The following is a 12,255-nucleotide window of genomic DNA, read 5'->3' as shown; positions in this document are numbered from 1 at the left end:
TACATCGGCGACGATGTATAGTCGTGTCATTCGACGAGGGCGAAGGGGAGACAGGTCATGCGGCAGACGGAGTTCGGACCAGTGGCGGGACGCGGAGCGGCCGGTACGGCGGAGGAGCGGCGGCCGTTCATCCGGTGGACGGAGGCGGCCGGCCACGGCCCCGCACGGGTCTACCTGCACGGACTCGGCGCGGCTTCCGCGCCGTACTTCGCGCATGTCGCGGCGCATCCGGCGCTCGCCGGCCGGCGGTCGCTCTTCGTGGACCTGCCCGGATTCGGAATCAGCGACCGGCCCGCGGACTTCGGCTACTCGTTGGAGGAGCACGCCGACGCGGTCGCCTCGGTCCTGGACGCGGCGGAGGTGAGCGGCGCCGAGGTCGTCGGGCACAGCATGGGTGGAGCGGTCGCGATCGTCCTGGCGCACCGCCGCCCGGACCTGGTGGCCCGGCTGGTGCTCGCCGAGGCCAATCTCGACCCGAACCCGCCGGTCGGAGCGGGCAGCAGCGGTATCGCCAGGTACGAGGAGAGGGAGTTCGTGGACGGCGGCGGATTCGCCGCCGTGCTGGAGCGGGTGGGCCCGACGTGGGGGGCCACCATGCGGCTCGCCGACCCGGTGGCGCTCTACCGCACCGCCACCCGGCTGGCACGGGGCAGCGAGCCCACGATGCGGACGATGCTGCTGGCCATGGACATTCCCCGCACCTTCCTGGTGGGGGAGTTGAGCGCGGACGTCGACGGCCGGGCGGAGCTGGTGGCGGCGGGTGTCGGGGTCGAGACGGTGGCGGGCGCCGGCCACAACATCATGTTCGACAACCCGGACGCCTTCGCCGGCGCGATCGCCGGTGAGGGCGCGGGTACCGGTGTCGCTTCCGGTTCCGGGTCCGACGCCGGTGAAGGCGCGTGCGCGGTTGGGGCTGCCGGTCGAATCGCCGGGGTCAGCTCACCCGCGTAGCGACGGCGAGGTACCGGTCGTCGGAATCGTCGTACACCGTCAGTTCCCAGCCCGCATCGGTGAGCAGCGGGGCAAGGTTGGGCTTCGCGCGGACATCGTCCTCGTGCAGGGTGTGGCCGCGCCTGGCGGCGAGCGCGGCGCGGCCGATCGGGTGGAAGAGCGCGAGCCGGCCGCCGGGCCGGGTGACGCGGGCGAACTCGCGCAGTCCGGCCGCGGCGTCCGGCAGATGGTGCAGGAGTCCGGCGGCGAAGACGGCGTCGAGGCACGCGTCGCGCAGGGGAAGGCACGCACTGTCCGCCTCGATGAGCGAGCCGGCGTGGTGGCGGCCGAGCACGGTCGCCTCGTGCAGCATCTCCGGAGTCAGATCGGCGCCGACGACCGTGCCCGCCGGGCCGACGGCCGCTCGCAGCGGGGGCAGGGCGCGGCCGGTGCCGCAGTCCGCGTCGAGAGCCGACTGCCCGGGTCGCAGGCCCAGTTCCGCGACGGCCGCCGCGTAGGCGGGAGCATCGTCGGGGAAGCGTTTCTCCCAGCCCACGGCCTTGGCGGCGAAGAATTCGCGGACTCGTTCACGTTCGGTCTCCATGCATCATGTTCGCATGATCACGCTGCGTTCCGGCGCCTTGTTCGTCCTGGCCGCCCTGCTGGAGATCGGGGGTGCCTGGCTGATCTGGCAGGGCGTCCGCGAGCACCGCGGCTGGGCCTGGATGGGGGCGGGCGTGGCGGCCCTGGGGTGCTACGGGTTTGTCGCGACCCTGCAGCCGGACGCCGAGTTCGGCCGGATTCTGGCCGCGTACGGCGGTGTGTTCGTCGCCGGTTCGCTCGTGTGGGGGATGGTGGCGGACGGCTACCGGCCCGACCGGTTCGACGTGGTGGGTGCGCTCGTCTGCCTGGTGGGAGTGGGCGTCATCATGTATGCGCCACGCAATGGCTGAAACGCCCCGCCTGCGCGCATGTTCGAGCTTTGCGCGATCGTTCGGGGCCGGATCAACGTACGAGATTGTCAATATCCGCCGGGTTCCGAAATGCCGAAGGCGCACGAACCGCAGCGGACTAGCGTCCCGGACCCATGGGACACATGGACCAAGCCGGCTTCGGCTGGCTGACCCCGACGCTGTCGTACGTCATGGCCTGCGTGGGCTCGACCCTCGGCCTGCGCTGCACCGTACGGGCGCTCGGCGCCACCGGCCGCTCCCGGCGCAACTGGCTGCTGACCGCGGCCAGCGCGCTCGGCACCGGCATCTGGACGATGCACTTCGTCGCGATGCTCGGCTTCCGGGTCTCCGGCACCGAGATCCGTTACAACGTGCCGCTGACCGTCCTGAGCCTGCTGATCGCCGTCGGCGTCGTGGGCATCGGCGTGTTCATCGTCGGCTACGGGAAGGGCCGGATCCGTTCGCTGCTGGCGGGAGGCCTGGCGACCGGACTCGGCGTCGCCGCCATGCACTACGTCGGGATGGCGGCCCTGCGGCTGCACGGCTCCATCGGCTACGACCCCGTGCGCGTCGTGCTGTCCGTGCTGATCGCGCTGGCCGCCGCCACGGCCGCGCTGTGGGCGGCGCTGACGGTCCACCGGCCGGTCGTGGTGGCCGGGGCGTCGCTGGTGATGGGCGCGGCGGTGAGCAGCATGCACTACACGGGAATGTTCGCCGTGCGGGTGGTGGTCCGTCCGTCGTCCGAGGTGCTGCCGGGCGCGAGCGCCACCGCGTTCCTCTTCCCGCTCGTCGTCGGCCTGGGCTCGTACCTCTTCCTGACCTCGGCCTTCGTCGCGCTCTCCCCGAGCGCCCGTGAACGCGCCGCCTCCGCGTCTGCCCAGTCGCTGCGCGAGGGTGCGGCGTGAGCGCTCCGCGCGGCCGCCGCGCGCATGCCGGTCCGCCCGCCGACGAGCGGATGTCTCCGCTGGCCCTGGCCGCGGGGACGCCGTCGGCGGCAGATCCCGGCGGCCCGGACGTCCCGCAGCGTACGGACGCCGGCTCGGAGGGCCCCGCCCGGACCGGCGGTCCGCGACGGCCGGGGGCGGGGTCGCGGTTCACCCCCAGGCTGGTGCTGCGGCCGAGGACGGTGCGGGCGAAGATCGTCTCCATCCTCATGGTGCCCGTCGTCTCGCTGATGGCCCTGTGGGGCTTCGCCGCCGTCAACGCCGCCCAGGACGTCTCCGGCCGGCTGCGGACGCAGCAGGTCGAGAAGGACATCAGCGGTCCCGTCGCCGCCTCCGTCACCGCGTTGCAGGCAGAACGCCGCGCCGCCGCCCTGTATCTGGCGGCCCCGACCGCCGCCCGCGCCGCGCAACTCGACAGCAGCGCGGCCGCCACCGACCGGGCGGCCGGCGCCCTGCGGCAGGGGAGCACCCACACGATCGCCGACGGCATCGGGCTGCCGTCCGATGTCGCGCCCCGGGTACGGACGTTCATCGACGGCGTGAGCGGTCTGCGCGCGCTGCGGGCGCGGGTCACCGCCCGCGCCGCCGGCTGGGACGAGACGTACCGCGGCTACTGCGCCGCGATCGAGAACGCCTTCTCCGCCATCGGCGTGCTGACCGCCGGCTCCGACCCGGTCCTGACGTCCGGCAGCCGCGTCGCCCTGGAGTTCGGGCGGGCGGGCGAAATGCTCGCCCGCGAGGACGCCCTGCTCTCCGTCGCGGAACTCACCGGTTCGCTGGACGGCCCGCGCTACCGCGACTTCACCGGCGCCGTGCAGACCCGGCGGCTGCTGATCGACGCCTCGGCCCGTGACCTGGGCGGCGCGGACCGCTCGTCCTGGGAGAAGCTGAGCGGCTCCGCACCGTACAGCGCACTGCTCGGCTTGGAGGACGGGGTGCTGCGCGCCGACCCCGGACCGCGTGCCGCTGCCGCCGCGCCGGCGAACACCTGGACAGCCGCCGCCGGCCCGGTCCTCACCGGGCTGCGCGCCATCGACACTCCGGCGGGCGGCGCGGCCTCCGCCGCCTCGTCCGGCACCGACCCGGTACTCCGGGGCCTGGTGAGCACCTCCGGTGCGGCGGTGCTGCTCGGCCTGCTCGCCGTCGTCGTCTCGCTGATCGTCTCGGTGCGGATCGGGCGCGCCCTGGTCACCGAACTCGTCGAACTGCGCAACACCGCGCTGGAACTCGCCCGCCGCAAGCTGCCGTCCGCCATGCGCCGGCTGCGCGCGGGAGAGGAGATCGACCTGGACGCCGAGGCACCTCGGGGCACCCATGGCGCGGACGAGATCGGCCAGGTCGGCGAGGCGCTGCGCACCGTCCACCGTGCCGCGCTCACCGCCGCCGTCGAACGCGCCGAGCTGCTCAGCGGCGTCACGGGGGTGTTCGTCAACCTCGCACGGCGCAGCCAGGTCCTCGTCCACCGCCAACTCGCGCTGCTGGACAACATGGAACGGCGCACGGAGGACCCCGGCGAGCTGGAGGACCTCTTCCGGCTCGACCACCTCACCACCCGTATGCGCCGGCACGCCGAGGGCCTGATCATCCTGTCCGGCGCGACCCCGGGCCGGGCCTGGCGCCGTCCGGTACCCCTGCAGAACGTGGTGCGCGCCGCGGTCGCCGAGGTGGAGGACTACGCGCGGGTCGAGGTGCGGCGGCTGCCGCAGGCCGCCGTCGTCGGCGGCGCGGTCGCCGACCTCACCCACCTGATCGCCGAACTCGTCGAGAACGCCACCCAGTTCTCTCCCCCGCACACCAAGGTGCGGATCAACGGCGAACAGGTCGGCAACGGCTACGTGCTGGAGGTCGAGGACCGCGGTCTGGGCATGGGCGGCGGGGCGCTCGACGAAGCCAACCGGCGCATCGAACGCGCCCAGGCACTGGACCTGTTCGACAGCGACCGGCTCGGATTGTTCGTGGTCAGCAGGCTCTCCGCCCGGCACGACGTCAAGGTCTCGCTGCGCCCGTCCCCCTACGGGGGGACAACGGCCGTCGTGCTGCTGCCCACCGCGCTCATCGAGCGCTACGTTCCCGACCCGGCTCCCGCCCGCCGTGCCGCCGAACGCAACCGCGCCCAGCGCGCCCACCGCGAGGACCCGGTCGTCGTCCGGCCGCTTCCGTCGCGGCGCGGGGGCGAGCTGGGGAACGGGACCGAACCGCGGACCGGGGCGGAACGGCGGAACGGCAACGGAGTGCGGCAGGGAGCCGAGTTGCGGAACGGAAACGACGGAAACGAGCGGGCGGGCGGTGACAGGCGCGCGTACGGCAGCGAGCGGGCGAATGCGTCGTCGGGCTCGTCGGGCTCATCGGGTTCACCGGGCCCGTCGGTACCACCGGAGCCGGTCGTGGTCCGCGCTTCCGCCACCTCCGCCGCCCCGGCCGCGCATCCGCCGGGTCCGGCGGGCCCGCCGGTCAACGGCACCGCGCACGGGGACGACGACCTGCCACGTCGCGTACGGAAGGCGAACCTCGCCCCGCAACTGCTGGAGCGGCCCGCCCCGGAACAGCACGGACCGGTGCCGGGGAACGGCCCGGACGATGAGACGGGGGACGCGGGCGGACGTACCCCGGAGCAGATCCGCGCCATCATGACCGCGTACCGCAGCGGTTGGGCGCGCGGCGGTGGCCGTCCGGCCGGCCGCTCGGCGTCGAACGAGGGAGACCCGGCATGATCGAGGCGAACCGGTCCGGCCGGCTGGACTGGCTGCTGGACGAGCTGACGGACCGGGCGGCCGGGGTACGGCACGCCGTGGTCCTGTCCAACGACGGCCTGGCGGTGGGCGCCTCACGGGCGCTGAGCCGCGAGGACGCCGAGCACCTGGCGGCGGTAGCGTCCGGATTCCACAGCCTTGCCAAGGGCGCCGGCCGGCATTTCGCCGCCGGCGACGTACGGCAGACCATGGTCGAACTCGACGGCGGGTTCCTCTTCGTGGCCGCCGCGGGCGAAGGCTCGTGCCTCGCGGTCTTCGCGACCGCCGCGGCGGACGTCGGGCTGGTCGCCTACGAGATGGCCCGGCTCGTCAAACAGGTGGGGGAGCATCTGCGGACTCCCGACCGGCCGGCCTCCGACACCACGGTAGGCGGCTGAGCGCACATGGACGGCCGCTGGTACGACGACGAGGCGGGCCCGATGGTCCGTCCCTACGCCCTGACCGGCGGCCGGACCCGGGGCGACGGGGGCAGCGCCCATCTCGACCTGATAGCGCAGGTCGTCGCCGAACCGGGCGCGGAACCGGGTGCCGCCGGCGACCCTGCCCTGGCCCCGGAACACGGCACGATCCTCGCCCTGTGCCGGACCGATCCGCTGTCGGTCGCGGAGATCGCGGCCGACTCCGACCTGCCCGTGGGCGTCGTACGCGTCCTGCTGGGCGATCTGCTGACGCTGGGGTGGGTCCGGGTGCGCCGGCCGGTGGCGCCCGCCGAGTTGCCCGGCGAAGACATTCTGCGAGAGGTGATCGATGGACTTCGTGCGCTCTGAGCGACCGGGCAGGCGTGACGAGCCCGCCCTGGCGTTGAAGATTCTGGTCGCGGGCGGCTTCGGAGTCGGTAAGACGACGCTGGTGGGAGCCGTCAGCGAGATCCGGCCGCTGCGTACCGAGGAATCGCTCAGCGAGGCGGGCAGGGGAGTCGACGACACCGGCGGGGTGGAACGCAAGACCACCACCACGGTCGCCATGGACTTCGGACGGATCACGATCCGCACCGGGCTCTCGCTCTACCTCTTCGGCACCCCCGGGCAGGATCGTTTCTGGTTCCTGTGGGACGAGCTGTCGCACGGCGCGCTGGGTGCCGTCGTACTGGCCGACACCCGCCGACTGGAGGACTGCTTCCCCGCGGTCGACTTCTTCGAGCATCGCGGCATCCCCTTCGCGGTGGGCGTCAACTGCTTCTCCGGCGCGCGTTCCTACCGGCCCGAGGACGTCTCGCGGGCCCTGGACCTGACGGAGGGGACACCCGTCGTGCTGTGCGACGCCCGGGACCGTGAATCCGGAAAGTCGGTGCTCATCGCCCTGGTCGAGCACGCCGAACGGATGCACGCCGAACGGCAGCTGCGCCCGGTCGGCTGACAGGCGCGACGTCCGCGCCCGGTGGCGGAACCACGGCCTCCGCGGGCCCCGGTACCGGATACGGATACCGGTCGTGACGCGATGGGGACTTGCCGTAGCGCGCTGTTCAGGACAGTCTCGTACCGCAGTCGATACGGGGAGGTCGGGGAATGACGGTGGGCAATGGACTCGCATGGCTGTTGGACGACCTGACGGAACGGGTACCGCATGTCCAGCACGCGCTGGTGCTGTCCAACGACGGGCTGGTGACGGGGGCCAGCGGCAGCCTGGACCGGCCGACAGCCGAGCATCTGGCGGCCGTTTCGTCCGGGTTTCACAGTCTTGCGAAGGGTGCCGGCCGGCAGTTCCGGGTCGGTGGAGTACGCCAGACGATGGTGGAGTTCGACGAGGGCTACCTCTTCGTGACCGCGGCCGGCGACGGCAGCTGTCTGTCGGTGCTGAGCGGCATGGAGGCCGACGTCGGCCAGGTCGCCTATGAGATGACGCTGCTGGTGCACCGAGTCGGCGAGCACCTCGGGGTCGCGCCACGGCAGCCGGGTATCACCCCTGCCGGAGGCTGAGCCACCGGCGCTCCTGCCTTGCGGTGGTGCGCCCATGGTCGTCGGTGCCCCGGCGGAGTTGTCCACAGGCCAGGTGGGCGGGTCGGCGGGCTGCGCTAGATTCGTCACTGTCAGTAGTCGAGGCAGTGGGGGAAGTCATGGTCGTACGGGAGTCGCTCGCGGTCGTGCAGCAATCGGCCGGAGTGGAAGGGGAAGCACCACCCGCAGGGGATTCATTCGCAGGGGAAGCACCCGCAGGGCAGGCGTCGGCGGGTGAGGCGCTCGGGATGAACCGGGCCAGGGAAGAACTGGGACTGGAAACGGGAGAGTTCGAGCTGGCCGTCCAGCTCGGTGAGGTCCGCGCCGTCCTGGCAGGGCAGGGGCGCAGGCGCGTCCCGCGCGAGGAAGTCGACCGGCTGCGCGGGGCGGAGGGGTTCCCACAGGCCCTGCGCGACCGGCTGCGCGTGGTCGGCAGCGGTGACGGAGCGGAGCTCATCGGCGTCAGCCGCGACCGCTTCGTCAAGCTGGCGAAAGGCGGCTTCATCCGGCCTGTCCGCTGGTACGTCAACCGGTACCGGGCCGTCGTCTGGATGTACCTGGCCGACGAGATCGGGCAGTACGCCCGGGATCATCCCGAGGCGCTGCGGGGCAGGCTGCCCGTAACGCTGCGTGGTGTCCTGGAGGAGGGCGCGGACCACCGCGCGCGTGGCTGGCGGGCGCGCCGCGCCGGGCAGTTGGTGCGGGACGCGGCCGACGCGTGGGAGGAAGCGGCGGTCTGGTCGGCGCTGCTCGGGACCGACGGCGCGGCCGAGGTGGTGCAGGATCTGTACGAGCGGGCCTATCTGCGCAGGCTGCGCTCTTGTCTGCCGCCGGGCAGGCCCGGTGAGTTCGCCTCCCGCGAGGTGATCGACGCGGCAGTCACCGCGGACCATCCGGACGAGATCGCCTTGGCCCGGCTCTCGCTGGCCGAGGCCCTCGACCGCGCCCGGCAGGACCGGCCGGCTCCGCGGCCGGCTCCTCGGCCCGCTCCCAGTCCGGCCACCCGCCCGACGGCGTGCCCGGCCACCGCTGCGGAGCCGAAGCACCGGCCGGAGCCGTGTCCGGCACCCGGACCGGAGCATCAGCCCGATCTGGAGCACCAGCCCGAGCCGCCCCCGCCCCCGCAGCCGCGACGGGGCTGGCGGTTGCGGGGGCCCGGGGACCGCGCGGGGACCCGTCGCCGCAAGAAGCTGTTCGGGCGCGCCTGAACGGTGTTGGCCCGGCGGCGCGCCTGAACGGTGTTCGCCTGGTGGCGCGACGGGTCCCGGTCAGCCGCCGATCTTGCGGAACAGCCCTTCCTGCATCACGGACACCAGCAGCCGGCCCGAGCGGTCGTAGATCTGGCCGCGCGCCAGGCCGCGGGCGCCGGTCGCGATCGGGGACTCCTGCTGGTAGAGGAACCACTCGTCGGTGCGGAAGGGGCGGTGGAACCACATCGCGTGGTCGAGGGAGGCCATGTCGAAGCCGCGCGGGCCCCACAGGGGTTCGACCGGTACCCGCACCGCGTCGAGCAGCATCATGTCGCTCGCGTAGGTGAGCGCGCAGGTGTGCACCAGCGGATCGTCGCCCAGCGGTCCCACCGCGCGCATCCACACCGCGCTGCGCGGCTCGGCGCCCTCGATCTCCTCGGGCGTCCAGCGCAACCGCTCGACGTAGCGGATGTCGAACGGCTGGCGGCGGGCCATCCGCTCCAGCGACTCGGGCAGTACCCCCAGGTGCTCGCGCAGCTCGTCGCCCAGCTTCGGCAGGCTCTCGGGTTCGGGCACCTCAGGCATCGGGATCTGGTGCTCGAAGCCCGGTTCCGGCTGATGGAAGGAGGCGGTCAGATTGAAGATCGTGCGACCCTGCTGGATCGCCACCACCCGCCGGGTGGTGAACGACCGGCCGTCACGGACCCGTTCGACCTGGTACACGATCGGCACGCCCGGGCGGCCGGGCCGCAGGAAATACGCGTGCAGCGAGTGCACCGGCCGCTCGCCGTCCGTGGTGCGGCCGGCCGCGACCAGCGCCTGGCCCGCGACCTGCCCGCCGAACACCCGCTGCAGCCGCTCCTGCGGACTGCGGCCGCGGAAGATGTTCTCCTCGATCCGCTCCAGGTCGAGCAGATCCACCAGCCGCTCGGCGGGGTTGGTCATCGGAACTCCCTCGTATCGTGCGCGGTCACAGCTCGCCGACGGTTGTCACGCGGATGATCGCCCGGCCCTCTTCGTCGGAGGCTGCCAGATCGACCTCGGCGGAGATACCCCAGCCATGGTCGCCGTTGGGGTCCGCGAACGTCTGGCGGACCTGCCAGAGGGAGTGTTCCGGCTGCTCCTCGATCTGGAGGAGCTTCGGGCCGCGGGCGTCGGGGCCGGTGCCCAGGTCGTCGTACTCGTCCCAGTACGCGTCCATCGCCTCCGCCCACGCGTCGGCGTCCCAGCCCGACTCGGCGTCCAGCTCGGCCAGCAGGTTGTACTTCTCCAGCGCGGCCAGCTCCACCCGGCGGAACATCGCGTTGCGCACCAGCACCCGGAAGGCCCGGGCGTTGGAGGTGACCGGCTTGACCTGGTCGGCCCGCTCGGCGGCCTGCTCGGCCGTCTCGACCTCGGGGTTGGCGAGCTGCTCCCACTCGTCCAGCAGGCTGGAGTCGACCTGGCGCACCAGTTCGCCGAGCCACGCGGTCAGGTCCTGGAGGTCCTCGGACTTCAGGTCGTCCGGGACGGTGTGTTCCAGGGCCTTGTACGCGCCCGCCAGGTAGCGCAGCACGATCCCCTCGGTGCGGGCCAGTTCGTAGTGCGAGGTGAACTCGGAGAACGTCATGGCGCGCTCGTACATGTCACGCACGATCGACTTGGGGGAGAGCGGGTGGTCGCCGACCCACGGGTGGCTCTGGCGGTAGACGCCGTAGGCGTGGGAGAGCAGTTCCTCCAGCGGCTTGGGGTACGTGACCTCCTGCAGCCGCTCCATCCGCTCCTCGTACTCGACCCCGTCGGCCTTCATCAGCCCGATCGCCTCACCGCGCGCCTTGTTCTGCTGCGCGGCCAGGATCTGGCGGGGGTCGTCGAGCGTGGACTCGACGACGGAGACCATGTCCAGGGCGTACGACGGCGACTCCTTGTCGAGCAGCTCGAAGGAGGCCAGCGCGAACGTGGACAGCGGCTGGTTCAGCGCGAAGTCCGACTGGAGGTCGACGGTGAGCCGGACGATACGGCCCTCCGCGTCCGGTTCGGTCAGCCGCTCCACGACACCGCCCGCCTCGAGGGAACGGTAGATGGCGATGGCCCGCCGGATGTGCCGCAGCTGGTTGCGCCGCGACTCGTGGTTGTCCTCCAGCAGGTGCCGCATCGCCTCGAAGGCGTTGCCCGGCCGGGCGATCACCGACAGCAGCATGGTGTGGGTGACCCGGAAGCGGGAGGTGAGCGGCTCGGGGTCGGAGGCGATCAGCTTCTCGAAGGTCGCGTCGGACCAGTTGACGAAGCCCTCGGGAGCCTTCTTGCGGACCACCTTGCGGAGCTTCTTCGGGTCGTCCCCGGCCTTGGCGACGGCCTTCTTGTTCTCGATGACGTGCTCGGGCGCCTGCGCGACGACGAAGCCCGCGGTGTCGAATCCGGCACGGCCGGCCCGCCCGGCGATCTGGTGGAACTCCCGGGCCCGCAGGGTGCGGACCCGTGTGCCGTCGTACTTCGTCAGGGCGGTGAACAGCACGGTCCTGATCGGCACGTTGACGCCGACTCCGAGGGTGTCCGTACCGCAGATGACCTTCAGCAGGCCCGCCTGCGCGAGCTTCTCCACCAGCCGCCGGTACTTCGGCAGCATGCCCGCGTGGTGCACACCGATGCCGTGCCGGACGAACCGGGAGAGGTTACGGCCGAAGGTGGTGGTGAAGCGGAAATTGCCGATCAGCTCGGCGATGGCGTCCTTCTCGGCGCGTGTGCACATGTTGATGCTCATCAGCGCCTGCGCCCGCTCGACAGCCGCCGCCTGGGTGAAGTGCACGATGTAGACGGGCGACTGCCGGGTCTCCAGCAGCTCCGTCAGCGTCTCCGTCAGTGGTGTCGTCACGTACTCGTAGGAGAGCGGCACCGGCCGGGTCGCGGAGCGCACGACGGTCGTCGGCCGTCCCGTACGGCGGGTGAGGTCCTCCTCGAAGCGGGACATGTCGCCGAGGGTCGCGGACATCAGCACGAACTGGGCCTGCGGAAGCTCCAGCAGCGGGATCTGCCAGGCCCAGCCGCGGTCCGGCTCCGCGTAGAAATGGAACTCGTCCATGACGACCTGGCCGACATCGGCGTTCCGGCCGTCGCGCAGCGCTATCGAGGCGAGCACCTCGGCCGTGCAGCAGATGACCGGTGCGTCCGCGTTCACCGAGGCGTCGCCGGTCAGCATGCCGACGTTCTCGGTACCGAAGAGCTTGCAGAGGTCGAAGAACTTCTCCGACACCAGCGCCTTGATCGGAGCGGTGTAGAAGGTGACCTGGTCCTTCGCCAGCGCGGCGAAGTGCGCCCCCGCCGCGACCAGGCTCTTGCCGGAACCGGTCGGGGTCGAAAGGATCACGTTCGCCCCGGAGACGACCTCGATCAGCGCCTCCTCCTGAGCGGGGTAGAGCGTGATGCCCTGGCTCTCCGCCCAGGTCGAGAAGGCTTCGTACAGGGCATCGGGGTCGGCCTCGGGAGGCAGCTGATCAATGAGGGTCACCCCACCATCTTGCCTGGCTTCGGGCCCCGCGGCGGAACCGGCGGTATTACGGAAGATCGCCAACGGTATG

12 protein-coding genes are annotated in these 12,255 nt (G+C 72.1%); 9 read left to right on the top strand and 3 right to left on the bottom strand.

Annotated elements, in window-relative coordinates; genetic code table 11:
- Positions 1–57: 57 nt before the first annotated feature.
- Positions 58–951: an alpha/beta fold hydrolase gene (locus tag AC07DC_RS17520; protein ID WP_478915300.1), complete on the top strand. Its 894-nt coding sequence runs from the start codon at positions 58–60 to the stop codon at positions 949–951.
- Here AC07DC_RS17520 and AC07DC_RS17515 read toward each other — a convergent pair.
- Complete coding sequence (locus AC07DC_RS17515; RefSeq protein ID WP_478915299.1) at positions 935–1,534, bottom strand: class I SAM-dependent methyltransferase; 600 nt, start codon at positions 1,532–1,534, stop codon at positions 935–937. The two genes, AC07DC_RS17520 and AC07DC_RS17515, sit on opposite strands and share 17 nt — an antisense overlap.
- A gap of 13 nt (positions 1,535–1,547) precedes the next feature.
- Between AC07DC_RS17515 and AC07DC_RS17510 the strand changes: the two genes are divergently transcribed.
- The 8 genes from AC07DC_RS17510 (at position 1,548) to AC07DC_RS17475 (ending at position 8,719) form a co-directional block, all read left to right on the top strand.
- Positions 1,548–1,883 (top strand): YnfA family protein, encoded by a 336-nt coding sequence (locus AC07DC_RS17510; protein ID WP_478915298.1) that lies wholly within the window; start codon positions 1,548–1,550, stop codon positions 1,881–1,883.
- A gap of 134 nt (positions 1,884–2,017) precedes the next feature.
- Positions 2,018–2,788 carry an MHYT domain-containing protein gene (locus tag AC07DC_RS17505; protein ID WP_478915297.1) on the top strand — a complete coding sequence of 257 codons (771 nt, stop codon included), beginning with the start codon at positions 2,018–2,020 and terminating at the stop codon, positions 2,786–2,788.
- A 50-nt stretch (positions 2,789–2,838) separates the two neighbouring features.
- Complete coding sequence (locus AC07DC_RS17500; RefSeq protein WP_478915600.1) at positions 2,839–5,538, top strand: sensor histidine kinase; 2,700 nt, start codon at positions 2,839–2,841, stop codon at positions 5,536–5,538.
- Complete coding sequence (locus AC07DC_RS17495) at positions 5,535–5,954, top strand: roadblock/LC7 domain-containing protein (RefSeq protein WP_478915296.1); 420 nt, start codon at positions 5,535–5,537, stop codon at positions 5,952–5,954. The genes AC07DC_RS17500 and AC07DC_RS17495 overlap by 4 nt, the downstream gene beginning before the upstream one ends.
- A 6-nt stretch (positions 5,955–5,960) precedes the next feature.
- Positions 5,961–6,344: a DUF742 domain-containing protein gene (locus AC07DC_RS17490; protein ID WP_138353091.1), complete on the top strand. Its 384-nt coding sequence runs from the start codon at positions 5,961–5,963 to the stop codon at positions 6,342–6,344.
- A complete protein-coding gene (locus AC07DC_RS17485) occupies positions 6,325–6,933 on the top strand; it encodes a GTP-binding protein (protein WP_478915295.1) in 609 nt (202 codons plus the stop codon). Before AC07DC_RS17490 ends, AC07DC_RS17485 begins: the two co-directional genes overlap by 20 nt.
- Positions 6,934–7,082: 149 nt before the next feature.
- Positions 7,083–7,493 (top strand): roadblock/LC7 domain-containing protein, encoded by a 411-nt coding sequence (locus tag AC07DC_RS17480; protein ID WP_478915294.1) that lies wholly within the window; start codon positions 7,083–7,085, stop codon positions 7,491–7,493.
- A 266-nt stretch (positions 7,494–7,759) separates the two neighbouring features.
- On the top strand, positions 7,760–8,719 hold the full coding sequence (locus AC07DC_RS17475) for a DUF6397 family protein (protein WP_478915293.1): 960 nt from the start codon (positions 7,760–7,762) through the stop codon (positions 8,717–8,719).
- A 60-nt stretch (positions 8,720–8,779) separates the two neighbouring features.
- Here the strand turns inward: AC07DC_RS17475 and AC07DC_RS17470 are convergent, their stop codons facing one another.
- Both AC07DC_RS17470 and AC07DC_RS17465 read right to left on the bottom strand, forming a co-directional pair.
- Complete coding sequence (locus AC07DC_RS17470; RefSeq protein ID WP_478915292.1) at positions 8,780–9,646, bottom strand: acyl-CoA thioesterase; 867 nt, start codon at positions 9,644–9,646, stop codon at positions 8,780–8,782.
- Positions 9,647–9,671: 25 nt separating this feature from the next.
- Positions 9,672–12,185: a DEAD/DEAH box helicase gene (locus AC07DC_RS17465; protein WP_478915291.1), complete on the bottom strand. Its 2,514-nt coding sequence runs from the start codon at positions 12,183–12,185 to the stop codon at positions 9,672–9,674.
- Between the last annotated feature and the right edge of the window lie 70 nt (positions 12,186–12,255).

The organism is Streptomyces sp. NPDC045021, from assembly GCF_056432645.1.
The sequence above is the reverse complement of the archived record's forward strand: the minus strand, read 5'-3'. Positions and strand labels throughout refer to the sequence as shown.